This window comes from Leifsonia sp. 466MF, assembly GCF_900100265.1.
Classification (GTDB): Bacteria; Actinomycetota; Actinomycetes; order Actinomycetales; family Microbacteriaceae; genus Leifsonia.
Map to the genome: position 1 here is coordinate 3,204,754 of NZ_LT629696.1, position 24,378 is coordinate 3,229,131.

Annotated in this window: 21 protein-coding genes; 10 read left to right on the top strand and 11 right to left on the bottom strand. The window is 69.6% G+C overall.

Annotated elements, in window-relative coordinates; translation table 11 throughout:
* Nucleotides 1–155 precede the first annotated feature (155 nt).
* A complete protein-coding gene (locus BLR91_RS15245; protein WP_089881781.1) occupies nucleotides 156–2,864 on the top strand; it encodes a CBM35 domain-containing protein in 2,709 nt (902 codons plus the stop codon).
* Between the two features lie 37 nt (nucleotides 2,865–2,901).
* Here the strand turns inward: BLR91_RS15245 and BLR91_RS15250 are convergent, their stop codons facing one another.
* From BLR91_RS15250 to chvE, 5 genes are all read right to left on the bottom strand, one after another.
* Nucleotides 2,902–3,678 carry an isocitrate lyase/PEP mutase family protein gene (locus tag BLR91_RS15250; RefSeq protein WP_089880591.1) on the bottom strand — a complete coding sequence of 259 codons (777 nt, stop codon included), beginning with the start codon at nucleotides 3,676–3,678 and terminating at the stop codon, nucleotides 2,902–2,904.
* A gap of 236 nt (nucleotides 3,679–3,914) precedes the next feature.
* The gene (locus tag BLR91_RS15255) at nucleotides 3,915–4,826 is read right to left on the bottom strand and encodes an NADP-dependent oxidoreductase (RefSeq protein WP_089880588.1); all 912 of its coding nucleotides are present in this window, start codon (nucleotides 4,824–4,826) and stop codon (nucleotides 3,915–3,917) included.
* 9 nt (nucleotides 4,827–4,835) lie between these two features.
* A complete protein-coding gene (gene mmsB / locus BLR91_RS15260) occupies nucleotides 4,836–6,011 on the bottom strand; it encodes a multiple monosaccharide ABC transporter permease (protein WP_020075724.1) in 1,176 nt (391 codons plus the stop codon).
* Nucleotides 6,008–7,552: a multiple monosaccharide ABC transporter ATP-binding protein gene (mmsA, locus tag BLR91_RS15265; protein ID WP_089880585.1), complete on the bottom strand. Its 1,545-nt coding sequence runs from the start codon at nucleotides 7,550–7,552 to the stop codon at nucleotides 6,008–6,010. Before mmsA ends, mmsB begins: the two co-directional genes overlap by 4 nt.
* A gap of 74 nt (nucleotides 7,553–7,626) precedes the next feature.
* Nucleotides 7,627–8,748, bottom strand: a complete 1,122-nt coding sequence (gene chvE, locus BLR91_RS15270) for a multiple monosaccharide ABC transporter substrate-binding protein (protein WP_029042853.1) — start codon at nucleotides 8,746–8,748, stop codon at nucleotides 7,627–7,629.
* 318 nt (nucleotides 8,749–9,066) lie between these two features.
* On the opposite strand from chvE, the gene BLR91_RS15275 reads away from it, so the two are divergent.
* Nucleotides 9,067–10,101, top strand: a complete 1,035-nt coding sequence (locus BLR91_RS15275) for a LacI family DNA-binding transcriptional regulator (protein ID WP_231918942.1) — start codon at nucleotides 9,067–9,069, stop codon at nucleotides 10,099–10,101.
* A gap of 26 nt (nucleotides 10,102–10,127) precedes the next feature.
* On the top strand, nucleotides 10,128–12,074 hold the full coding sequence (locus tag BLR91_RS15280; RefSeq protein ID WP_020075725.1) for a potassium transporter Kup: 1,947 nt from the start codon (nucleotides 10,128–10,130) through the stop codon (nucleotides 12,072–12,074).
* 81 nt (nucleotides 12,075–12,155) lie between these two features.
* Here BLR91_RS15280 and BLR91_RS15285 read toward each other — a convergent pair whose 3' ends face one another.
* Nucleotides 12,156–13,025 (bottom strand): SDR family oxidoreductase, encoded by an 870-nt coding sequence (locus BLR91_RS15285; RefSeq protein ID WP_089880580.1) that lies wholly within the window; start codon nucleotides 13,023–13,025, stop codon nucleotides 12,156–12,158.
* A gap of 93 nt (nucleotides 13,026–13,118) precedes the next feature.
* On the opposite strand from BLR91_RS15285, the gene BLR91_RS15290 reads away from it, so the two are divergent.
* On the top strand, nucleotides 13,119–13,514 hold the full coding sequence (locus BLR91_RS15290) for a winged helix-turn-helix transcriptional regulator (protein ID WP_089880576.1): 396 nt from the start codon (nucleotides 13,119–13,121) through the stop codon (nucleotides 13,512–13,514).
* Between the two features lie 20 nt (nucleotides 13,515–13,534).
* Here the strand turns inward: BLR91_RS15290 and BLR91_RS15295 are convergent, their stop codons facing one another.
* The gene (locus BLR91_RS15295; protein ID WP_089880573.1) at nucleotides 13,535–14,437 is read right to left on the bottom strand and encodes an alpha/beta hydrolase; all 903 of its coding nucleotides are present in this window, start codon (nucleotides 14,435–14,437) and stop codon (nucleotides 13,535–13,537) included.
* Nucleotides 14,438–14,484: 47 nt separating this feature from the next.
* On the opposite strand from BLR91_RS15295, the gene BLR91_RS15300 reads away from it, so the two are divergent.
* Nucleotides 14,485–14,964 carry a MarR family winged helix-turn-helix transcriptional regulator gene (locus tag BLR91_RS15300; protein ID WP_231918943.1) on the top strand — a complete coding sequence of 160 codons (480 nt, stop codon included), beginning with the start codon at nucleotides 14,485–14,487 and terminating at the stop codon, nucleotides 14,962–14,964.
* Nucleotides 14,965–15,004: 40 nt separating this feature from the next.
* Here the strand turns inward: BLR91_RS15300 and BLR91_RS15305 are convergent, their stop codons facing one another.
* The gene (locus BLR91_RS15305; protein ID WP_089880569.1) at nucleotides 15,005–15,541 is read right to left on the bottom strand and encodes a TetR/AcrR family transcriptional regulator; all 537 of its coding nucleotides are present in this window, start codon (nucleotides 15,539–15,541) and stop codon (nucleotides 15,005–15,007) included.
* A 103-nt stretch (nucleotides 15,542–15,644) separates the two neighbouring features.
* Between BLR91_RS15305 and BLR91_RS15310 the strand changes: the two genes are divergently transcribed.
* The 4 genes from BLR91_RS15310 (at nucleotide 15,645) to BLR91_RS15325 (ending at nucleotide 19,426) form a co-directional block, all read left to right on the top strand.
* Nucleotides 15,645–16,649: an amidohydrolase family protein gene (locus BLR91_RS15310; protein ID WP_089880566.1), complete on the top strand. Its 1,005-nt coding sequence runs from the start codon at nucleotides 15,645–15,647 to the stop codon at nucleotides 16,647–16,649.
* Nucleotides 16,650–16,675: 26 nt separating this feature from the next.
* On the top strand, nucleotides 16,676–17,545 hold the full coding sequence (locus BLR91_RS15315) for a LysR family transcriptional regulator (RefSeq protein ID WP_089880564.1): 870 nt from the start codon (nucleotides 16,676–16,678) through the stop codon (nucleotides 17,543–17,545).
* 91 nt (nucleotides 17,546–17,636) lie between these two features.
* Complete coding sequence (locus tag BLR91_RS15320; protein WP_089880561.1) at nucleotides 17,637–18,338, top strand: type 1 glutamine amidotransferase domain-containing protein; 702 nt, start codon at nucleotides 17,637–17,639, stop codon at nucleotides 18,336–18,338.
* 101 nt (nucleotides 18,339–18,439) lie between these two features.
* Nucleotides 18,440–19,426: an aldo/keto reductase gene (locus BLR91_RS15325; RefSeq protein WP_089880558.1), complete on the top strand. Its 987-nt coding sequence runs from the start codon at nucleotides 18,440–18,442 to the stop codon at nucleotides 19,424–19,426.
* Between the two features lie 12 nt (nucleotides 19,427–19,438).
* Here the strand turns inward: BLR91_RS15325 and BLR91_RS15330 are convergent, their stop codons facing one another.
* The 3 genes from BLR91_RS15330 to BLR91_RS15340 form a co-directional block, all read right to left on the bottom strand.
* The gene (locus BLR91_RS15330; protein WP_089880555.1) at nucleotides 19,439–20,524 is read right to left on the bottom strand and encodes a LacI family DNA-binding transcriptional regulator; all 1,086 of its coding nucleotides are present in this window, start codon (nucleotides 20,522–20,524) and stop codon (nucleotides 19,439–19,441) included.
* An 83-nt stretch (nucleotides 20,525–20,607) separates the two neighbouring features.
* Complete coding sequence (locus tag BLR91_RS15335) at nucleotides 20,608–22,236, bottom strand: amidohydrolase (protein WP_089880554.1); 1,629 nt, start codon at nucleotides 22,234–22,236, stop codon at nucleotides 20,608–20,610.
* Entirely contained in the window at nucleotides 22,233–23,663 is a 1,431-nt protein-coding gene (locus BLR91_RS15340; protein WP_089880551.1) for a purine-cytosine permease family protein, read from the bottom strand. The genes BLR91_RS15335 and BLR91_RS15340 overlap by 4 nt, the downstream gene beginning before the upstream one ends.
* Before the next feature lie 84 nt (nucleotides 23,664–23,747).
* Here BLR91_RS15340 and BLR91_RS15345 point away from each other — a divergent pair, with 84 nt between their 5' ends.
* Complete coding sequence (locus BLR91_RS15345; RefSeq protein ID WP_089880548.1) at nucleotides 23,748–24,377, top strand: TetR/AcrR family transcriptional regulator; 630 nt, start codon at nucleotides 23,748–23,750, stop codon at nucleotides 24,375–24,377.
* Nucleotide 24,378 lies beyond the last annotated feature (1 nt).

Here is a 24,378-nt window from a genome sequence, read left to right on the forward strand (position 1 = left end):
GATAGCGCTATCAGCGCCACGGTCATTGGGCGATATGGATACTTGCAAGCCTTGGCGATATCGCTATCATGATAGCGGTTTCAGAGTGGCGCTCCACGGTGGAGACCCGACGCGAGCCCGGAACCGTCCAACCGATCCGTACGAAGGAGTACCGCGTGAACGGAACACACCGCAGGCGCCGCCTGCGCAGCATCCTCCCGCCCTCGATCGCCATCACTGCCGGGCTCGCCCTCGCGGTGAGCGGCCTCTCGGCCCTTCCCGCCGGCGCCGCCGGCGTCGACCACCTCGGTGTCGACTTCTCCCAGACCACCGGCGCCTTCCGGGGTGGCGCCACCGGCACGCTCTACGGCCTCGGCGACGACGGGGTTCCGAGCCAGTCCGTCCTGAACGGCGCCCACATCACCAACACGTCGCAGAAGCCGCCCTTCGGTGCTCAGCATCCCAACGGCGACGCGCTGCAGGTCGAGTCGTCCTTCTTCGCCGGCGGAGGCCAGGACCTCTACGTCTACGCGCAGGACATGTATCCGGACTGGCCCTACAACAGCGGCACACGGCCGGGCGACGCGAACGGCGACGGGGTCTGGGACTACCTCCCCATCCTCAAGAAGGTCGTCGAGGACGTCGCGACGACGTCGAAGCATCCCGAGAAGTACGTCTTCATCCCGTTCAACGAACCCGACGGCGGCAACTGGTACCCGAACTGGTCGACGCAGAAGGACCAGTTCCTCGCCGACTGGTCGGCCGCCTACCAGGTGATCCAGGGCGTCTACGCCGAGCACGGCCTCGGGCACGCCCGCGTCGGGGGCCCGGGCGATTCCGTCTGGCACCCCGACCGGAGCGCCGACTTCCTCGCCTACGCCAAAGCGCACTCCGAACTCCCGGACATCTTCATCTGGCACGAACTCGGCACGAACAACCTGGCAACCTTCCGAGGCCACCACGACGAGTACACGGCACTGCTCCAGCGGCTAGGTATCGCGCCCATCCCCGTCAACATCACCGAGTTCGGGATGCTGCGCGACATGGGCGTGCCCGGCCAGCTCATCCAGTGGATCTCGATGTTCGAGAGCGAGAAGGTCGACGCGCAGACGGCGTACTGGAACTACGCGGGCAACCTCTCCGACAACTCCTCGCGCAACAACGGCGCGAACGGCGGATGGTGGATGTTCAACTGGTACGGCGACCTCGCCGGCTCCACGACCGCGCAGGTCACCCCGCCGAAGCTGCACACGCCGGACTCCCTCCAGGGCCTCGCCGCCATCGACACCGGTGCTCGCACGGCCACCGTGCTGTTCGGCGGAGGATCCTCGGACGTGGCGGTCGACGTGAAGGGACTCGACGCATCCACCTTCGGCTCGACCGTCGACGTGCGCGTCCGCGCCGACCGCCTCAATGGCGCGGAGGGCGCCTCGCTCCAGCCTCCGGTGATCCTGTCGACGACCGCGGAGGTCACAGACGGCCGGCTCTCGGTGAACGTTCCGAACAGTGACCGGTACTCGGCGTACCAGCTGGAGATCACGCCGCGACTCACCGATCCGCAACCCGTGTCGGCAGACCTGGTGAACAGCACGGAGGCCGAGAACGCGACTCTCGCGGACGCGACCGTCTACACGCAGGACCCGTCGCGCGAGTGGTCCTTCATGGCTTCTGGCGGCAAGGACGTCGGCTCGTTCAACCGCGCGGGCTCCTCCGCGACCTGGAACGTGACCGTGCCGACGACCGGCAACTACCGGCTGTCAGTGCTCAGCGGCACGAACGCGTCGCCCGGGCAGCACGCGCTGTTCGTCGACGGCGCCTTCGGCCAGCTGGTGAAGTACTCCGCCGATCTCGGCTGGGGATACCGCGGGACGGCGGATGCCACGATCCACCTGACCGCGGGCACTCACGCTCTGTCGCTGCGGGCGAGCGTCGACGGGACGACCCTACTTCCGGGTGCGGACATCACGCTCGACCGGTTCGACCTCCACGACGTCACCTCGGGTGAGCGGGCGACGTACCCGGCCGTCGACGCCCGCCTCTCCGGCGGGGCGACCCTCTCCTGGAAGCAGCCGGCCGCGCGGGGCTACGCCTCGGTGACGGGCGACGGCGCCGCCACCTTCTACGCGACCACTGCGGAGACGGGCTACTACGACGTGACGACGCACTTCGCGTCGACGGGTCGCGGGGCGACACCCTCCCTGGTCGTGAACGGCCGGACGGTGGCCCTTCCGACCTCCACCGGGCCGGGCGTCTTCGATGCGACCGTGCGGCTGTTCCTCCCGCAGGGAGTGAACGAGCTCACCGTCCGCGCGACGGCGGGCACCGTGCTCGTCGGCGATGTGTCGACGATCCGGGGTGCGGCGCAGAAGGCGGCCGACGCGGATGCGGCTCTCGTCTTCCGCAGCGAGGCCGAGGCTCTCCCTCTGTCCGGCGCTGCGGTCGCGCAGACCGACCCGGCCGGCTCGAACGGTTCCGCGGATGCGCAGGGCGTGGTCCGCCACGTCGGCTACCTCGGAAACGGCCCGGCGAACACGCTGACTGTGCCGCGGCCGAGCGGCTTCGCGGCGGGCGACTACCAGCTGGTCCTCGGCGCAGCCAACGCCGACAAGTCGGCGGCGATCAACTACAACCCGCAGGTGATCAGCCGTTTCCTGGATGTGACGGAGGCCGGCGGAGCCACCACCCGCGCCGCTTTCCGCCACAACTACTCGTGGAGCAGCTATTGGGACAAGACGGTCCCGTTGACGCTTTCGACCGACGGCGGCGCGCTCACCCTGGGCAACGCCACGGCGTACGGGCCGAACGTCGACACCGTCACATTGGCGAAGTTCGTCGGTGCGGCACCGTCGATCGCGAAGCGCCAGACCGGGCTCGGTGCGAAGTAGCCGGCACCGGGAACAGACGACGGGCGGCGTCGGAGCCTCACGGCTCCGGCGCCGCTCGCGCGAAGTCGATCAGCCGCTGCTGCGCCTCCGCGTAGGAGGTTGCTGTCGGGAGCTCGCGGCCGTCCCGCACCGCTGCCGCGACATCCACTGCCGCGTCGATCGCGACCCGGTACGGCAGGGAGCCGGTGCTCACCCGTCGCACCCCCAGCTCACCGAGGCGGTCGAGGCCGAGGCCCGGCACGACGAGCACGTTGAGGGGAAGCGTGATGGCCGCCGCCAGCTGCTCGATCGTCGCCGGGTCCGAGACGCCCGGCACGAAGATGCCGTCCGCTCCGGCGTCGGCGTACCGCTTCGCCCGCTCGGCGACGGCGTCGACGGTCGCCTCCTCGTGGAACCAGTAGGAGTCGACCCGCGCGTTGACGAACACGTCGGGTGCGCTCCGCGTGACCGCCGCGATCTTGGCCGCGGGGATGGCGGGGTCGACGAGATGGCCGCCGGCGGAGTCCTCCAGGTTCACACCCGCGACGCCATGGCCTGCGACGAGGTCGGCGACCTCCTCCGGGTCGTCGCTGAAGCCGTCCTCGATATCGGCCGAGATGTACGCCGGGAGCGCGGTGATCCGCTCGACAAGGGCGAGCGTCGCCTCCCGGCCAGCACTCTCCGCGTCCGGGCGGCCCGATGCCGCGTTCACACCGAAACTCGTCGTGCCGATCGCCGGGAAGCCCGCCGCGGCGAAGGCGATCGCCGACCCCACATCCCACGCGTTGGGCAGCAGAAGCGGCCGGTCGCCGCGATGGAGTTCGTGGAACGTCATCGGCTCCCCCTCACGGGATGCGCTGGAAAGCCCCACCGGCCCTCACCATCACGGGGCGAGGATAGCCCGCCGAGGGCGGCGGCGGCGATCCCCTCCTGCGCGGGAAAGGAGGAGATCTCGGGTGCTCGGCGCGTGCCGGCGCCCAACGGAGGTGATTCGCGGGCGCGCGCGGCGCAGACCCTCCGTCTGCGCCGCTCCGGAGTGACGGAGACGGAGGAGATGCGGGATGGCCGGCCTTAGTCCGCCACCCTCACGATCGTCTTGCCGTTCCGCGAACCGCGGCCGGCGAACGCGGCGGGGGCGCCGTCCAGCTCGACGACGTCCCCGATGAAGCTGCGCAACGCGCCGGCACGGACGCGGGCGACCAGCTGCTCCAGCTCGACGCGGCTCGGTTCCACGACGAAGAACAGTGCCGTGACGTCCGGCCGCTCCGACGCGGGCGGCGCGGCGATCGTGACGAACCGGCCGCCCGGTCGCACCAGCCCAAGGGCCCGGGCACCGACGTCGCCGCCGAGCACGTCGACGACCAGGTCCACGGATCCGGCCGCGTCGAGCTCTTCCGTATCCACGAAGACGTGGGCGCCCGCTTCGGTCGCACGATCGCGGTGACCCGCCCGCCCGGTGCCGATGACGACGGCTCCGGCCTCGCGCGCGAGCTGGACGACGAGGGACCCGACGCCTCCCGCGGCTCCGGTGACGAGCACCGTCTGTCCCGCCTGGATGCCGCCGTGCTGGAACAGCGCCTGCCAGGCGGTGAGACCGGAGATCGGGAGGCTCGCCGCGGTCACGAAGTCCACATCGGCCGGCAGCGGGGCCAGGTTCCTGGCCTCCACCGCGACGAACTCGGCCAGCGTTCCGTCGCGCGCCCAGTCGGCCAGCCCGAACACGCGCTGACCCACGGTCAGGCCGGTCGTGCCGTACCCGAGCCCGGTCACGATGCCCGCGAGCTCGTGCCCGGGGATGGCCGGGGTGCGGTCGTGGCCGGCCCGGTCCGTCCAGGTGGCCGGCCACTCCAGCTCGCCCGGGGTGAACCCGGCGGCGCGCACGCGGACGATGACATCGTTCTCGGCCGCGTGCGGCGCCGGGCGCTCCTCCACTCTCATTCCCGCGACTCCAGCGGCGGGATCGCTGACGGTGATCGCCTTCATGCCGGAAGGTTACTGCCCGACGGACCGCCGCTTGTTGTAGACGTCGAACGCGACCGCGGCGAGCAGGACCAGGCCCTTGATGAGCAACTGGTAGTCGCTGTCGATACCCAGGATCGACATGCCGTTGTTCAGCACGCCGATGATCAGACCACCGATGATGGCGCCGGTCACTGTGCCGATACCGCCCGTGACCGCCGCGCCACCGATGAAGACGGCGGAGATCGCATCCAGCTCGAACCCGTTGCCCGCGCTGGGGCTGGCCAGGTTCAGGCCCGCCGTGAACACGAGACCGGCCACGGCCGACAGCACGCCCATGTTGACGAACAGCAGGAAGGTGACCCGCTTGGTCTTGACGCCGGAGAGGGCGGCAGCGGCCAGGTTGCCGCCGATCGCGTAGATGTGACGGCCGAACACGGAGCGGTTCATGATCGCCGAGTAGCCGACGACCAGCACGGCCAGGATGATCAGCACGATCGGGGTGCCGTTGTAGCTGGCGAGCAGCACCGTCATCACGAGCACCAGGGCTATCAGGAAGACGAGCTTCACCACGAACCACCACAGCGGCTCGTCCTCGAGGTCGTACTTGCGCCGGACGGCGCGCTGGCGAAGCGACGACACCAGGATCGCGATGCTCGCGAGCAGACCGAGGACCATCGTCAGCGGCTCGTAGCCTGTGGTGCCGAACGCCGGCAGGAAGCCGGAACCGATCGCGCGGAACTCCTTCGGGAAGAACGAGATCTGCTGGTTGCCCAGAGCGATCTGCGCCGCGCCACGGAACGCGAGCATGCCGGCCAGGGTGACGATGAAGGCCGGGATGCCGAAGTACGCGATCCAGAATCCCTGCCACGCTCCGACCAGAGCTCCGAGCACCAGGCAGAACACGATCGCGAGCGGCCACGGCAGGTGCCATTCGGAGATGAACACACCCGCCATCGCCCCGATGAACGCCACGACACTCCCCACCGACAGGTCGATGTGGCCGGCGATGATGACCATCACCATGCCGATCGCGAGGATGAGGATGTAGCTGTTCTGCACGATCAGGTTCGACACGTTGATCGGCGCGAGGGTGATGCCGCCCGTCGCGATCTGGAAGAAGATCACGATGGCGATCAGGGTGATGAACAGCCCGATCTGACGCAACTGGCTGGTCAGGTAGCTGAGGGCTTTCGTGAGCGATTTCATGCGGTGTTCTTCTCGCGTTCCTGGGTCATGAATTGCATGAGGTATTCGGCGGTTGCCTTCTCGCGCGGGACGTCGGCGGTGATGCGGCCCTCGCTCAGGGTGTAGATGCGGTCGCAGATGCCGAGCAGCTCCGGCAGCTCGGAGGAGATGACGATGATGCCCTTCCCCTGGTCCGCGAGCCGGTCGATGATCGTGTAGATCTCGTACTTCGCGCCGACGTCGATACCGCGGGTGGGCTCGTCGAGGATGAGCACATCCGGGTCGGCGTACATCCACTTCGACAGCACGACCTTCTGCTGGTTTCCGCCGGAGAGCTTCCCGGTGAGCGTCAGCACGTTCGGTGTCTTGATGTTCATCGTCCGGCGGTACTCCTCCGCCACCAGCGACTCCCGCTGGTCGTTGACGAACTTGAACCAGTTGACGAGCTTGTCGAGCGCGGCGATGGAGATGTTGCGCTGGATGTTGTCGATCAGGTTGAGCCCGAAGTGTTTGCGGTCCTCGGTCGAGTAGGCGATGCCGTTGGCGATCGCCTTGGACACCGTGCTGACCGAGATCTGCTGGCCGCGCTTGTAGACGCGCCCGCTGATCCCGACCCCGTAGCTGCGGCCGAAGATGCTCATCGCGAGCTCGGTGCGCCCCGCTCCCATGAGGCCCGCGATGCCGACGATCTCGCCGGCGCGCACGTGGAAGCTGACGTTGTCGACCACCGTGCGGGTGCGGTCGAGCGGGTGATGCACGGTCCAGTCCTCGACCCGGAGCAGCTCCTCGCCGATGTGGGGCACGTGGTCGGGGAAGCGGCTCGCCACATCCCGGCCCACCATCCCCTTGATGATGCGCTCCTCGCTGGTGCCCTCTGTGCCCATCTCGAGCGTCTCGATCGTGCGGCCGTCGCGGATGATGGTCACCCGGTCGGCGATCGCCTTGATCTCGTTGAGCTTGTGGCTGATGATGATCGCCGTGATCCCGTGCGACTGGAGCTGACGGATCAGGTCGAGGAGGTGCGCGGAGTCCTCGTCGTTGAGCGCCGCGGTGGGCTCGTCGAGGATGAGGATCTTCACCTCCTTGGACAGCGCCTTGGCGATCTCGACCAGCTGCTGCTTGCCGACGCCGATGTCCTTGATCTTGGTGATCGGGTTGTCGTGGAGACCCACCCGGGCGAGCAGCTTGGCCGCCTCCAGGTTCGTCTCGTTCCAGTCGATGAACCCGCGCTTCTGCCGCTCGTTGCCGAGGTAGATGTTCTCGGCGATCGACAGGTAGGGCGACAGCGCCAGCTCCTGGTGGATGATGACGATGCCGGCCGCTTCGGAGTCGTTGATCGACCGGAACTCGACGGGTTCGCCGTTCATGACGATCTCGCCCTCGAAGGTCCCGTGCGGGTACACCCCCGAGAGGACCTTCATGAGCGTGGACTTGCCTGCGCCGTTCTCGCCGCAGATCGCGTGGACGGATCCCTCCTCGACGCTGATCGAGACATCCTGCAGCGCCTTGACGCCGGGGAAGGACTTCGAGATGTTGCGCATCTCGAGAATCGTGTTGGCCATGGTCTCCCTTGCTTGGCGAATGAGGCCCGGGCCGGCGGCGTTGTCACCGACCGGCCCGGACCGTCAGGCCGGACCTACTGAAGGTCGGACTCCTTGTAGTAACCGCTGTCGACCAGGATCTCCTTGTAGTTGTCCTTGGTGACGACGACCGGCTGGAACAGGTAGCTCGGGACGACCTTGACCTTGTTGTCGTAGCTCTTGGTGTCGTTCACCTCGGGCTTCTTGCCGGAGAGCAGGTCGTTGGCCATCTTGGCGGCCTCGTTCGCGAGCTTGCGGGTGTCCTTGTAGATCGTCGAGTACTGCGTCCCCGCGATGATCTGCTTCACGCTGGCGACCTCGGCGTCCTGACCGGTGATGATCGGGAGCTTCTTGCCGCCGGACCCGTAGCCGGCGCCCTCGAGCGCGCTCAGGATGCCGTCGGAGAGACCGTCGTAGGGCGAGAGCACGCCCTGCACCTCGGTGCCGGTGGAGTACGACTTGGCGATGAGGTCCTGCATGCGGGCCTTGGCCGTCGCCGGGTCCCAGCGCAGGATGGCGACCTGGTTGAAGTTGGTCTGCCCGCTCTTGACGACCAGGGTGCCGTCGGCGATGTACGGCTTCAGGGTGTCCATCGCGCCGTTGTAGAAGAAGGTCGCGTTGTTGTCGTCGGGGCTTCCGGCGAAGACCTCGATGTTGAACGGGCCCTTCTGCCCGGTCGGCTTGCCGTCCTTGTCGAGGACTCCGAGGCCGGTGAGGAGCGAGTTGGCCTGGTAGACGCCGACCTTGTAGTTGTCGAACGACACGTAATAGTCGACGTTCTTGTCGCCGGTGAGCAGTCGGTCGTACGAGATGACCTTGATGCCCGCCTTGGCGGCCGCGTCGAGCTGGTCGGTGAGCGAGCCACCGTCGATGGAGGCGATGATGAGCACCTTGGCGCCCTTGGTGATCATCGTGTTGACCTGCTGCACCTGGGTCGGGATGTCGTTGTTGGCGTACTCGAGGTCGACCTTGTAGCCGTTCTTCTGCAGGTCCGACTTGACCGCATTGCCGTCCGCGATCCAGCGCTCGGACACCTTCGTCGGCATCGCGACGCCGACCAGCGCGCCTTTGTTGTCGGTGCTCGACCCTGTTCCGCCGCCGCGGCCTCCGGTGCACGCGGCGAGCGCGACGGCGATGCCGAGCGCGGCCGCAGCGAGTGCCACTTTCCTGAACTTCACTGTGATTCCTTTCGAGCGGTGAGGCGACCCGTGCGCCCGCTGCGCACGAGCTCGCCGAGCTCGGAACTGTCACGCGCCCCCGTCGCAGCGTGCGACGGGGAGCTGCAGGAACGGCCGCTGCTGTGCGGCCCGATTGCTGCTGTCATGTGCGACTCCCTCGTCGTATGCTGGTCCGTACGCGATATATGTGACCGGTCCCAGAACGGGTTAGACGTTATGACCTGAGCCGGGCGTCAGTCAAGTGCTCCGCGGAAAAATATGATGAACACGTTCACCGAGCGTGGCAGCGCAGCCGCTCTCGCCGACGAGACAGGATGCATGGACAAGCACCCACGCGACGAGCAGCGCGCGCTCTCCATCCGGGACATCGCCCGGCTGGCCGGTGTGTCGCGTCAGACCGTGTCCCGGGTGCTGAACGGCGAGCGCTACATCAAGGCCTCCACCGAGGCGCAGGTGCGGAAGGTCATCGAGGAGCACTCCTGGCGGCCGAACAGCGCGGCGCGGGCGCTGGCCACCTCCCGCTCGAAGACGATCGGGCTGCTGGTCTCCGCCCGATCGCACTACGGACCGTTCAGCGCGGCCGCGGCGATCGACGAGGCGGCGCGGGCGCGCGGCTACGCCATCCTCTCGGCCACCCTCGCCCGCGAGGACGACGCCGCGATCTCGGAGGCGCTCGACGCGTTCGCGGCGCAGGGAGTGGACGGCGTCGTCGTGATCGCACCGCAGCAGCGCGCCCACGAGGCGCTCCAGCGGGTGGCCGTGCGGGTTCCCTTCGTGAGCATGCACTGGAAGGACGACAGCGACGGCCGTGTCGCGGCATTCGATCAGGAGGCGGGAGCACGGCTCGCGACACGGCACCTGATCGAGCTCGGCCACACCCGGATCCGGCATCTCGCCGGCCCGCAGGACTGGAACGAGGCAGAGGACCGCATGAACGGCTTCCTCGCCGAGCTCTCGGACCACGACCTGCCGGCGACCGCGCCGGTCCTCGGCGACTGGACGGCCGACCTGGGCTACGAGGTCGGCCTGAAGCTGCTCGACCATCCCGATTTCACGGCGGTGTTCGCCTCCAACGACCAGATGGCGCTCGGCCTCATGCACGCCGCCGCCGACCTCGGGCTCTCCATCCCGGGCGACCTCAGCATCGTCGGCTTCGACGACATCCCGGAGGCGAAGCACTTCGCACCGCCGCTGACGACCATCCGCCAGGACTTCGCCTGGCTCGGCGCGCACGCGATCGACGTGCTGGTCACGCAGATCGAGGGAGGGGATGCGTCGACGATCGCGGCGGAGTACCCGATCCCGCAGTTGGTGGTCCGGCAGAGCACCGCGCCGCCGCGTGTGCCCGGCTGACACGGAATCGGCGTACCGTTGCCGGAGTGCGAGAGTTCGTAGCGCCGCCGACGGCGCACGCGGGTGCGCCCGCGGGTGCGCCTCACCATCCGCGCGCGCTGGCGGCCGCCGCCCTCGCCGCACTCGGCGTCGTGTTCGGCGACATCGGCACCAGCCCGCTGTACGCACTGAAGACGGTGTTCCTGCTCGACGGCGGTGCGGTGCGTCCGAACCAGGACGACGTCTTCGGGGTGATCTCGCTGATGTTCTGGAGCATCACGATCATCGTGTCGATCAAGTACCTCGGCATCCTGATGCGCGCCGACAACGACGGCGAGGGCGGGGTCATGGCGCTGGCCGCCCTGGCGCAGCGGCTCTACGCGAGCCGAGCGGGCAAGGCAGGCATCCTGCTCGTGATCGGCATCGTCGGGGTGTCGCTGTTCTACGGCGACTCGATCATCACGCCGGCGATCTCGGTGCTGTCGGCCGTCGAAGGTCTTCACGTCACCATCCCGGCGATCTCGCATCTGGTCATCCCGATCGCCGCGGTGATCATCGTCGTCCTGTTCGCCGTCCAGCGGTTCGGGACGGGCAAGGTCGGCGTGCTGTTCGGGCCGGTCATGGTGCTGTGGTTCGTCGTGATGGCGGTGGCCGGCGTCGTGATGGTGGTGCAGTATCCGGCTGTCCTCCTCGGCCTGTCGCCCACCTACGCCGTCGTCTTCATTGTCTCCCACCCGACCATCTCGTTCATCGCTCTGGGTGCGGTGGTGCTCGTGATCACCGGCGCGGAGGCCCTCTACGCCGACATGGGCCACTTCGGCCGCTCCCCCATCCGGAGGGCCTGGTTCGTGCTCGTCTTCCCCGCGCTGACGCTCAACTACCTGGGGCAGGCCGCGCTGATCCTCCACGACCCCGCCGCGCGCAGCAATCCGTTCTTCCTGCTCTTCCCCGAGTGGAGCAGGCTGCCCGTCGTCATCCTGGCCACGGCAGCGACCGTGATCGCGAGCCAGGCCGTCATCTCGGGCGCCTACTCGCTGTCGCGGCAGGCCGTCCAGCTCGGGCTGCTCCCGCCGCTCACGATCCGGCAGACATCGGAGCGCGAGGGCGGCCAGATCTACCTGCCGGCGGTCAACATCCTGCTCTTCATCGGCGTGATGGCCGTCATGCTCGCGTTCGGATCGTCCGACCGGCTGTCCACCGCGTACGGGATCTCGGTCACGGGCGCCCTGGTCGTCGACACCCTGCTGCTGCTCCTCGTCGCCAAGCCGCTCTGGAACTGGGCGCCGTGGAAGATGATCCTCGCCGCCGTCGCGTTCGGCGGACTCGAACTCGCGTTCCTCGCCGGCAACCTCTCCAAGATCATCAACGGCGGGTGGGTGCCGCTGCTCATCGCTGCGGCCGTCATCCTGGTGATGACGACGTGGCGCCGCGGACGCCAGCTGGTGCAGCAGGACCGCAAGCGAAAGGAGGGATCGCTCTCCGAGTTCATCGACAACCTGCGCGAGCAGAACCTCCCCCGGGTGCCCGGCGTCGCCGTGTTCCCGCACCCCAACAAGGACACGACCCCGCTCGCCCTGCGGGCGAACGTCAAGCACAACCACGTCCTCCACGAGCACGTGATCATCGTGTCGATCAGCACGGCGCAGGTGCCGCACGTGCCGACGTCGGAGGCGTTCACGTACGACGACCTCGGGTACGCCGACGACGGCATCGAGCACCTCAGCATCAGGTTCGGCTTCTCGGACAAGCCGGACATCCCCCGGGCGCTGCGTGCCGCGTGCCGCGCGGGCGCACTGCCGCTCGATCCCTCGGACTTCCCGCGTGCGTCGTACTTCATCTCGCGGGGTGCCATTCGCACCACCCGAACGAAGGGGATGGTGCGGTGGCGCAGATCGCTGTTCGTCGCGCTGGCGCACAACGCCGCCGACCCCGCCGCCCGGTTCGGCCTGCCGCCGCTCCGGACGGTGACGATGGGCAGCGACGTCGAGATCTGAGCCGCGATTCGTGCCGAATGTGCGTTTTGCGGGCGCGAAAGCGCACATTCGGCACGAATCTGCCCGACGGGAAGGGTGCGACTAGGCCGCGGCCTCTGAGCGCGACTCGGCGAGGCCCTGCGCGAGCGGCGTCGTCGGGCGGCCGATCAGGTCGGCCAGCGTGCTGCGCACGTCGGCCAGCTCCCCGTCGCGGATGTTGCCGTCGAGCGCGACGACGAAGCCGGCCGTGCCCTCGTCGAGTCCCGCCTCGGTGAGGATGCGCGTGTGCTCCTCCGGCGAGACCGACCGGTAGACGACCTCACGTCCCACCAGCTCGCCGATCGTGGACGCCAGCTCGTCGAACGTCCAGGCGGTGTCGCCGCTCAGCTCGTAGACCGCATCCTCGTGGCCCGGGGTCATCAGCACGACGGCCGCGGCCTCCGCGTAGTCCTTGCGGGAGGCACTGGCGACCCGTCCGTCGCCCGCGCTGCCGACGATCTCGCCGGTCGCGGCGGCCTGGTCGATCAGGCCGGTGTAGTTCTCGGTGTACCAGTTGTTGCGGAGGATCGTCACGGGCAGCGACGACGCGGTGAGCAGCTCCTCGGTCGCCTTGTGCTCCGGCGCCAGCACGAGCGCCCCGTCGGTCGCGTGCGGTGCGCTCGTGTAGACGAGCCGGCCGACGCCGGCGGCCTCGGCGGCTTCGATCGCGTTGCGGTGCTGCTGCACCCGCTTGCCGACCTCCGAGCCGGACACGATCAGCACGGCGTCCGCACCGGCGAAGGCCTCCGTGAGCGTCTCGGGCTTCTCGAAGTCGATGACGGCGGTCTGGACGCCCTGCGCGGCGAGCGGGGCGAGCCGCTCGGCGGAACGGCCGGCCGCGCGGATGTCGGAGGCGGCGACGCCGCGGGCGAGCAGGGAGTCGATGGTGAGGCGGCCGAGGTGGCCGGTGGCGCCGGTGACGACGATGGTCATGATGGGTTCCTTTCGATCGGACATCGGAGGCAACTCATCTCCGCGTTCATTACTTCCCCATCGCAGGTACCCACTTTTTGGTAAGTTACTGACGTGGACACCAGTCTTGCGTCACTCAACGGCTTCGGCTTCACCGACGGCGTGCTCCCGTCGGCGTGCCCGACCCGGATCGTCCTCAACCACGTCACCAGCACCTGGGGTGTGCTGGTGCTCGTGGCGCTCTCGCAGAGCGACCTCCGCTGGGGCGAGCTGCGCCGGACGGTGCAGGGCATCAGCGAGAAGATGCTGGCGCAGACGCTCCGCACCCTCGAGGCCGACGGCTTCGTGCTCCGCACGGCGCAGCCGACCATCCCGCCCCGGGTGGACTACAGCCTCACCGCCCGCGGGCACGAGCTGACCGAGCACCTGCTGCCCCTGATGTCGTGGATCGCGGCGAACGCCGACGACATCCTCGCCGACGAGGAAGCCGAGCAGCCCCAGCAGGCCTGATCCCGGCCGAGGCTGTACCGTCAGCGGGCGCGCAGCCGCTGCGTGATGAACAGGACAGCCCGGTCGACGGCTTCGTCCGCTTCATCGAGCATCCCCACGAAGGCCGGGAACACGTGGGGGACGTCCGCGACCACATCGAGGATCACGTCGACGTCCGCCTCCCGCGCCCGGTCGGCGAGCCGCACGGAGTCGTCGAGCAGCAGCTCGTTGGTGCCGACCTGCAGCAGCATCGGCGGGAACCCGCTCAGGTCGCCGAGGATCGCGGGAGCGAGCAGCGGCTGGTGCGGATCCTGGCCGTCGAGGTAGAGCTCGCCGGTGCGGCGCATCCCATCGGCGACGAAGAAGGGATCGATCCCCTCCTTCGTCGCCATCGACCCTCCGGAGCGCGTGTGGTCGAGCCCCGGCGAGAAGGCGACGATGCCCGCCGGGACCGGGAGACCCGCATCCCGCGCCGCGAGTGTCGTCGTGACCGCCAGCCCTCCGCCCGCGGAGTCGCCGGCCAGCACGATCGACGCGGCGTCGGCGCCGTCGTCCAGCAGGGCCCGATAGGCGGACAGGCAGTCGTCGATCGCCGCGGGAAAGGGATGCTCGGGCGCGAGTCGGTAGTCGAGGGAGAGCGCCCGCACCCCGGTCCGCTCGACCAGATGCGCCGTCAGCGCCATCGCCGTCTCCGGCGAACCGAGCGAGAACGAGCCTCCGTGGAAGTAGAGGATCGTGCCGGCGCGCTGCCCCGTCGACGGCTCCACGAGGACCGCCGGTCGGCCGGCCACCTCGGTGGGGGTCCGGCGGACGGAGGAGGGGATGGGGAACTGACTCATCAGCCGGGCGAAGCCCTCGCGCATGCTCTCGACCGAGGCCGGTCCGTCCGGCTGCGGCGCCTCGCGCAGCTTCCGGTCGAGTGCTCGTCGCTGTTCCCTGCTCATGTTCTCTCCTCGTCTCCAATTACTTGCCGCGGCAAGTATCTCGTAGAATGTATGCCGTGGCAACTAAAAGTGCAACCGATGGCCTCATCCAGCTGTTCGACGACCTGGTCCGGTGCGAGACGCGGCTGTACAACGCGATCAGCGAGACACTGCGCCGAGAGCACGGCATCGCGACCTCGCAATACGAGTTCCTCCGCTACTTCCGCGACCACCCTGGCTCCCGCATCGCGGATGTCGCCACGAACTTCGCCGCGGGGATCGGCGCGATCAGCAAAGGTGTCGACCGCCTCGAAGCCCGCGGCTGGGTCACCCGCCATCCGAATCCGGCGGACGGGCGCTCCTCCCTGGTCAGCCTCACGCCCGCGGGTGCGGAACTCGTCGCCGAAGCCGAGAGCACGTTCCGCGAGCGCCTCGCCGAACTCGTGTCCCCCGCGATGACGCCGTCGGACATCGATGCGACGGGCCCGGTCCTCGCGCGGCTCCGCACCGCACTGGAGAGCAGCCGGGTCGGACTGCCGGTCGGCTAGTCGAGCAGGTCAGCCCGCGCCGGGATCGACCAGCGCGCCGTCAGGTGAGCGGGAACAGCCAGGTGGTCGTCAGCGCCGCGATCTGAGCCTCATCGGCGTCCTTCAGCGGCGCCAGGTCGAGGAAGTGCCGGGCGATGGTGACGCCGAGGATGCTCGAGACGATCGCCGCCGCGCGCAGCTCGGCGTCGTCACCCGAGAACGTGCGGGCCAGGTTCTCGGTGCGCTCCTGGAGATACTCGCGCATCACCGCAGCCGCCTCGGCGGAGGTGAGCATCGACCGCATGAGCGCTTTGGTCGCAGGCGACAGGTCCGTCAACCGGGCCTCGAGCACCTCCGCCAGGTGGGCCGGCACCCCTTCGGCCGTGAGATCGGCGGCCGGGCGGACGGCGAGCGCGAACAGCCCCTGCTTGGAGCCGTAGTGCTGCAGCACCAGGGACGGATCCACGCCGGCGCGTCGCGCGATGCCCCGGATGGTCGCTCCTTCTGCGCCATGCGCACCGAACTCGGCCTGGGCGGCCTCGAGGATCCGGGCGGCGGTCGCGGCGCGGCGTTCGGCGCGCGAGGGGGAGGCGTCCATGCGTTCACTCTACAACTGGTGAGCGAATGTGGTACGGTCACTCAACAGTCGATGAGCGAATCGCTCTGAGCGCCCGACTTCGAGAACACACACAGGAGATGCCATGAGCGGGACCACGCAGGCCACGACCCCGGGTCTGGTCGGCATCGAGGAGCACTGGACCTTCGACGGCATCGACGCAGCACTCCGCGCGCAGCCGCCCGGAGTCCGCGACGAGAGCCTCGCGCTCAACGACCACGGCGGTGCGCGAGGCCGGCTCGCCGACGTGGACGCCGACAGGATCGCGACGATGGATGCGCAGGGCGTCGCGCTGCAGGTGCTGTCGCTGGCGCCGCCAGGAGCACAGGGCCTGTCGAGGGCGGATGCCGCGGTGCTCAGCCGCGAGGCCAACGATGCTGCGGCCTCGATCGTGAGCGCGCATCCCGACCGGTTCCGGGCGATGGCGACCCTGCCGCTGGCTGATCCCGCGAGCGCGGCCGGGGAGCTCGAACGGGCATCCGCCCGCGGTCTCACCGGCGCGATGGTCTACGGCCGCACCGGCGACATCCTGCTCGACGACCCCCGCTTCGACGACCTCTGGGCGGTCGCGGCCCGATTGCGCCAGCCGATCTTCATCCACCCGCAGATCCCGCCGGCCTCCGTTCGCGCCGCCAACTACAGCGGCTTCGGCGACATCGCCGATCTCGCCCTTGCCACCTTCGGGTGGGGCTGGCACCTCGAAGCGGGCACGGCGGCCCTCCGGCTGATGACACGCGGCGTGCTCGATCGACACCCCGACTTGCAGCTCGTTCTCGGCCACTGGGGCGAACTGCTCCTGTTCTGGCACCAGCGGGCGGACGGACTCGCGCGCGCCGCCGGGCTCGATCGGTCGATCACCGAATACCTGCAGCAGAACGTCTGGATCACGGCATCCGGGATGCTGGACCCGGCCATGCTCCACCATGCCCTCGCGGTGACGACGCCGGACCGCATCCTGTTCTCCACCGACTACCCGTTCCAGCTTCCGACCCGCGACGAGATCGAAGCATTCCTCGATGCGTTGCCCGACGAGACCGCCCGGGGCGCGTTCGCATCCGGCAACGCGAGAGCCCTGTTCGGCATCGGATGACACTCGCCGTCGCATAGGGTGACCCCGTGACCAGCCAGAGCCTCGACCACCTGCGCACGTTCGTGACGGTGTGGCGGACCGGCTCGCTGACCCGCGCCGCCGACCTGCTGGGCATTTCGCAGCCGACCGTCTCCGCGCACATCCATGCCCTGGAGCGGTCGCTCGGATACGCCGTCTTCACTCGGGGGCCGGCCGGCGTCTCGGCCACACCCAAAGGCACCGAGCTGGCCCGCGAGGTGGCCGCGCATCTCGACGCGATCGAGGATGCCACCGCCGGCGCCGGCGCGCCCGGCCCGCCGCGTCGATCGGTGCACATCGGCGGCGCTGCCGACATCCTCTCCCTGCTGGTCCTGCCGCGCATCGCCGAGGCGCGGGACGAGGTGGATGCGACCCTGCGGTTCGTGTTCGGCCTCGCCGACGACCTGCTCGACCAGCTGGCCGCTCGATCCCTCGACATCGTCGTGAGCGCGGTGCCCCCGCGCCGCCGCGGCATCACCAGCGTTCCCGTGTACGACGAGGAGTTCGTGCTGGTGGCAGCGCCGCGGTGGACGGGCACGACATTCGACGAGGTGCCCGTGGTCGCGTACGCCGAGAACCTGCCGATCATCCGGCGCTACTGGCGCAGCGAGTTCGGGAAGCGGCCGGAACCCGCGACGATCGCGGCGATCATCCCGGACCTCCGCGGCATCCGCTCGGCCCTGCTCGCCGGCGCCGGCCTCTCCGTCCTCCCCCGCTACCTTGTGGAGGGCGACCTGGCTGAGGGATCGCTGGTTGCCCTCCACTCCCCTGAGGTGCCGCCGCTCAACACGCTGTACCTGGCGACGCGCGGTCGGGAGTGGGAGCGGGATGCGCAACTCGGCGCAGCGGCGGAGTTCCTCCGCCGCTGCCTGCGGTGACCATCCCAAGATTTCCGATGCCCGGGTGCGGTCGCACCGATCGGGAGCGACCGTTGCGGCCCGCCACAATCGGGGAGTCGAAAGGACCCCCATGTCGAACATCCTGATGGTCGTGACCGCGGCCGACTCCTTGACCCTCGCGGACGGCTCTGCGCATCCCACCGGCTTCTGGGCCGAAGAGCTGGTCGTCGCGCACCGCGACCTGACGGCTGCGGGGCACACGATCACCGTCGCGACGCCCGGCGGCCGCATCCCGACCGTCGACCCCGGATCGCTCACGGTCGAGATCGTCGGCGACCAGGCGAAGGTCGACGACTTCCGTGCCTACCTCTCCGGTATCGCCGACGACCTGGCGCATCCTCTCGCGCTCGACTCGGCGGTCGCCGCCGACTACGACGCGGTCGTGCTGCCGGGCGGCCACGGCCCGATGGCCGACCTGGCGTTCGATGTCGCACTCGGCTCCCTCCTGACCGAGGCGGATGCGCGCGGGACGATGATCGCGCCCTTCTGCCACGGCCCCGCCGGCCTGCTCAGCGCTGTCGACACGTCCGGCGCGTTCACCTTCGCCGGCCGGCGCCTGACGGTCTTCACGGATGATGAGGAGCGCACCGGCGGTCTGGGCGAGAACACGCCCTGGTTCGTCGCCTCGACCCTGCGCAAGCGCGGTGCGCTCGTCGAGGACGGCGACGCGTGGAGCTCGCACGTCGTGCGGGACGGCAATCTGATCAGCGGCCAGAACCCGCAGTCGAGCGAGGCGGTCGCGAAGGCGCTGGTGGAGGCGCTCGCCTCCTGACACGCGCATGCTGACACGCGCATGCTGACGGCGCGGTACCGCGGGTGCATCCCATCCGCGATACCGTTGCCCCGCACCCCCGCCGATCAGGAGCCCGCCGCATGACCTTCGTCGCCGATCCCGCCCGCTACGACTCCATGCCCTACCGGCGCGCCGGCCGCAGCGGGCTGCTGCTGCCCCCGCTGTCGCTGGGGCTGTGGCAGAACTTCGGGAGCACGCGCTCCTTCGAGACGCAGCGCGCGATCGTGCTCCGGGCGTTCGACGCCGGGATCACGCACTTCGACCTGGCGAACAACTACGGTCCTCCCCCTGGCGCCGCCGAGGAGGTGTTCGGCCGCATCCTCGCCACCGATCTGAAGGCCCACCGGGACGAGATCGTCGTCTCCACCAAAGCCGGTTACCTGATGTGGCCCGGCCCGTACGGCGACCACGGATCGCGCAAGTACCTCCTGTCGTCGCTCGACCAGAGCCTCACGCGCCTCGGACTCGACTACGTCGACGTCTTCTACCATCACCGGCCCGACCTCGAGACACCGCTCGAGGAGTCGATGGGCGCGCTCACCACCGCCGTCGAGCGAGGCAAAGCGCTCTACCCCGCGATCTCGAACTACGGCGCGGAACGCACCACCGCGGCTGCCGCCCTGCTGGCCGGTTCCGGCACGCCGCTGCTGCTGCACCAGCCGCGCTACTCCCTCTTCGACCGTTCGCCCGAAAACGGTGTCCTGGATGCGGTGGAGCAGGCGGGCGCCGCGGCCATCGTGTTCTCGCCGCTCGCCCAGGGCCTCCTGACCGACCGGTACCTCGGCGGAGTGCCGGAGGGATCGCGCGCGGTCACCAGCGCCTTCCTCCACGAGTCCGATCTCACCGAGGACGTCCTCACCCGGGTGCGTGCGCTCAACGACATCGCCGCCGGGCGTGGCCAGACGCTCGCCCAGCTCGCCCTGCAGTGGGTGCTCCGCAGCCCGGTCGTCGTCTCGGCGATCATCGGCGCGAGCAGCGTGCAGCAGCTGGAGCAGAACCTCGGCGCGCTCGACGGCCCGGAGCTGACGGGCGACGTGCTCGCCGCGATCGACGCGGCGCTGGGCTGACGAAGCGGCGGCTCACGCCTCGGCGGGCACCGGCGTCTCGGCGGCCACCGGCGTCTCCGCGGCAACGTCCGCGGCGAAGGCCGGCGCCGGCGGCGTCGACTCCCGCTGGATGACGCGGAACGGCACCGCGATCTCTTCCGGCTCGAGGGTGTCCGCGTCCTCCTCGATTCGCCGCACGAGCAGTTCGACGGCCCGGCGGGCGATCTCGTCGCGTCCGGGGTCGATGGTCGAGAGGGTCGGCATCGAGTAGTGCGTCTCGTCGATGTCGTCGAAGCCGATGAGGGCGACGTCGTCGGGGACGCGGAGACCCGCCTCCTGAAGCACGCGGAGCGCGCCCAGCGCGAGGGTGTCGTTGAAGGCGACGACCGCGTCGAACTCGAGGCCCGTCTCCAGGAACGCACGCATGGCACGGGCGCCGTCGGCACGGTGCCAGGTGCCGGCGGGGACGACGAAGCGCTCGTCGTAGGCGACGCCCGCGGCCTCCAGCGCCTCGCGGTATCCCGCGAGCCGCAGTCCGGCCGAGCCGATCACCTCGCCGGGGTGCGCGCCGATCGCGAGCACCCGACGGCGACCGCCGGCCAGCACCAGCTCGGTGGCGGCCCGGGAGCCCTCGACGTTCTGCATGGTCACGTGGTCCTTCGGACCGTTGAAGATCCGCTCGCCGAGCAGCACCATCGGCGTGTTCACCTCGGCGATGGCGTCGCGGTCCGACTCGTCCAGGCCGAGCACGCTGTACAGGATGCCGTCGACCATGCGGCCGCTCCGGTTGCGCAGCACGGACAGCTCGCTGGCGCGGTCGTTTCCGAACTGCTCGATCAGCACCGACAGCCCCCGCTCGCGCGCGGCCCGCATCACCGAGTCCGCGAGCTCGGCGAAGTACGCGTTCCGCAGCTCCGGGATGAGGAGGCTGATCACGTTGGTCCGCCCGGACCGCAGGCTGCGCGCCGACAGGTTGGGCGTGTAGTCCAGCTCTGCGATGGCCGCGAGGACGCGCTGACGTGTGCTGTCCCGGACGTACGGGTAGTCGTTGATGACGTTCGAGACCGTCTTGATCGACACCCCGGCAAGCCGGCTCACGTCGTGCAGCGTCGCTGCCATTCGTCCTCCTGGTGGGCTGTCGTCCCACTGTACAACGTTGGATATCCGGAGGGCGATGGCCGTGGCGGCCTCGGTTCGCGGGGCTACGCGGAGTACACCGTTCGCCCGGCGACGATGGTCTGAACGACCCGGGCACTCAGCAGCGACGCGGGCTCCTCCGCGAAGACGTCCGCATCGAGCACCACGACGTCCGCCGCGTGGCCCGGCGCGATCCGCCCGCGCCAGCCGCCGTCTCCGATGGAGGCGGCGGCATCCCTCGTGGCGTGGCTTACGGCACGCTCGAGAGGCAGCGCGTACTGCGGCTGCACCGCGGCGACCGAGGGCACCAGGGCAGACGCGCGCGTGGCGGCGACGTACATGTTGGCCAGCGCGTCGTGCGGCGCCGTCGGCGAGTCCGTCGAGAACGCGAGAAGGGCTCCGGCATCCTCGTACTCCGGCCACGGGAAGGCGCGTTCGACCCGGTCGTCGCCGAGCATCTGCATCCAGTTGTCGAAGATCGCCGGATCGGCGTGGACGGGCTGCATCGACGCCGTCACACCGAGGCGCGCCATCCGCTCGGCCGTCCCGGGTGCGGCGTACTCCAGATGCTCGATGCGGTGACGCCGCGGGAGTTGGCCGTTCTCGGCGACGGCGTGCTCCAGCGCGTCGAGCGCGATCTGGCTCGCGTAGTCGCCGATGGCGTGCTGCGCGATCTGCAGACCGGCGGCGTCGGCCGCGACCACGACGGGAGTCAGGCGCGCCAACGGCCAGATCGGATCGGCGTTCGAGCCGTTCGCGTACGGCTGGCGCATCGCGGCCGTGCAGGCATCGATCACGCCGTCCAGGATCAGCTTGATCCCGATCACACGCAGCCAGGGAGTGGCTGGCTCGGCCGCCACGCGCGCGGCCTCCGCGACCTGCGCCAGGTTCTGCTCGTCATCGCCCGTGTTGGTCACGAGCCAGTGCGCGGCGATGCGGATCGGCAGCTCCCCTCCGCGGCGGTCCTGCGCACGCCGGAGGGCCTCCAGCCCGTAGGCGTCCATCGCCATGTCGACGGCGCCCGTCACTCCGGCAGCGACGTAGGCGGCGAGGGTCCGCTCCACCTGGGCGTCCCGGTCGGCGTCCGTGGTCGCGGCGTCCCGCTGCGCCCAGGCGTACTGGGTCGCTGCCGTCTCGAGGAGCAGACCCGTCGGCTCTCCGTCGGCGTCGCGCACGATCTCGCCGCCGATCGGATCGGGCGTCTCGCGGGTGATGCCGAGCTCGGCCAGCGCCGCCGTGTTGAGCCAGCAGGAGTGGTAGTCGTTCGCATCCAGGTAGACCGGGATATCGCGCACTGCCGCGTCGATCATCCCGGCGGTGGGCGCTCCCCCGGGCACCGCGTCGAACAGCCAGCCGCGCCCGCGCAGCACCGTCGCGCCGGGGTCCGCCTCCCGCGCTTCGCGCAGCAGCGACTGGATGCCGTCGAGGTCGCGGGCACCGGTCAGGTACACCTGGCCGAGGGCGGCGCCCATCATCAGCAGGTGCGTGTGCGCATCCGTGAACCCCGGCAGGACGAGGCGGCCGCCGAGGTCGACGACACGGTCGGCCGGCGGGGTGGCGTCGCCATCGCGCCCGACCCAGACGATCCGGTCGCCGGCGACGGCGAAGGCGTCCGCCCAGGCGGCGCGCGGGTCCGCGTCCGCGGTGAAGACGCGGGCGTCGCGGTACAGGGTGGTCTCGGCGGGGTCGGTCACAGCCGTCCCTCCTTCCCGAGCCGGGTGCGGCTCAACAGGGCGTACACGGTGGCGGCGACGATCATCCCGAGCGGCACCGAGAGGTCGATGTGGCCGATCGACGCGGCGATCGGACCGCTCCACACGTCGGTCGACAGGCAGACGGCCGTGACGAAGCCGCCCAGGACGAGCGCCGCCACACCCGGGATGCTCCACCCGCCCGTGAACCAGAACGCCGCGCCGCGCCGAGTGTCGAACAGATCGACGCTGTCGTACACGTATCGGCGCCGAAGCACGTCGACCACGAAGATCGCCATGGCGGGGCCGGACACGATGACGAGGAACTGCAGCATGAGGTTGGCAGCCTGGAGCAGGCTCGACGAGAGCACCAGGTAGATGGTCAGCGCCGTCCCGACCACGCCCACGATGATGGCGGCCGGGATGCGCTTGAGCCGGAATCCGATCGCCTGCAGCGCCATGCTCGAGGTGTAGGTGGTCATGGCGTTCAGCGCGATCGTGTTGAGGACGACCCCGATGACGAGCACCGGCCCGAGCCACTCCGGCAGCAGGTCGAAGAGCGCGACGTCGATGCCGGCGTCGAACGCGCTCGCCTTCAACCCGGTGGCGAGCAGCACTCCGACGCCGGTGAACACGATGAACGGCAGCGCGCCGCCCAGCGCGGTCGCGGCGGCGATGTTCGCGGGCCGGGTCGTACGCGGCAGGTAGCGCGCGATGTCGGGGCTGTTGATGAACGACAGCGGCGTGGACGCGAGGATCGTGAAGCCGATCGAGACGGCCGACCACAGCTCCACTCCCCCGAGCGGCTCGGGCGCGGTGTACTGCCAGTCCACGGTCGGGAGGATGAAGCCCGACACCACGATGAAGATGACGAACAGCACGATCGCGAGGATCGGATAGATCCGGAGGATCAGCCCGTGTCCGAAGATCGCCACCAGGATGGTCACCGCCGAGACCACGATCGTGACGCCGATCGGCACCCACACCGGGTCGTCCAGGCCGACCCGGCGCAGCAGGTCGGCGCCCATGAAGGAGGACGCGAGCCACGTCAGAGACAGGAAGACCGCGCCGATGAACCAGCCGACGAAGGCGACGAAGAGCTTGTTGCCGAGGATGCCGTACATCGCGCGCGTCACGACCGAACCGGAGGTTCCGGCGGCGGGCCCGCTCGCCGCGATGATCCCGGGGAAGACCCAGAGCAGGGAGGCGGCGACGATGACCGCGATCGCCTGCCAGATCTCGAGCCCGAGCAGGATGAGGGTCGCGCCGATGGTGAAGTTCAGGATGCTCACGCCGGGGGCGGCCCAGACGAAGAAGAGGTCCCGGGCGCGCCCGTGCCGCTCGGCGTCGCCGATGACCTCGATGCCGCGGGTCTCCGGCTGCGTGGAGGCGTCGACGAACTGCTCCTCGCGGGCTTGCGTTCCGGACATGATGCCTCTTTCCTGACCGAGCACCGTTGCTGTTGGTCATGTGCCCAATAAGCTGTTGGTCAGTCATTCAATAGCATGGGACCCATGGAGTCAAGCGCATCCCCTCCCCGCTCCCGGAAAGCACCGGAGGAGCGACGGGAGGAGATCCTGTCCGAGGCCGCATCCATCGCCCTCGACGAGGGACTGGAACGCATCACCCTGCGCGCCGTCGCCACCCGCCTCGGCGTCCGCCCCGGCCTCATTTCCCATTACTTCCCGGCGGCGGAGGACCTCGTCGACGAGGCCTTCGTGCGGGCGGCGACGATCGAACGCGAGCGGTTCTTCCCCACCGACGGCTCACCTCTGGAGCGACTCGCGCACTTCGTCCACCACATCGAGACGGGCGCATCGCTCCCGCTCGCCCGGCTGTGGCTCAACGCCCGGCACCTGTCGCGCTTCATCCCGAGCCTCGAGACCACACTGCAAGAGCAGGATGCGCTCGACCGCGCCCGCCTGCGCGCGATCATCGAGGACGGCGTCGCGTCCGGCGACTTCGCCGCCGTCGACCCGGAGGCGGCCAGCATCCGCATCCTCATCGCGGTCGACGGCGGCGGCTCGTACGTGAACAGCACCGACGACCTCAGCCACCCGGCGCACGTGCACTTCGTGGCCGACGTGACCGAGTGGACGCTCGGTCTCGCTCCGGGAACGCTCGGCGCCGTCGCGAAGAGCTGAC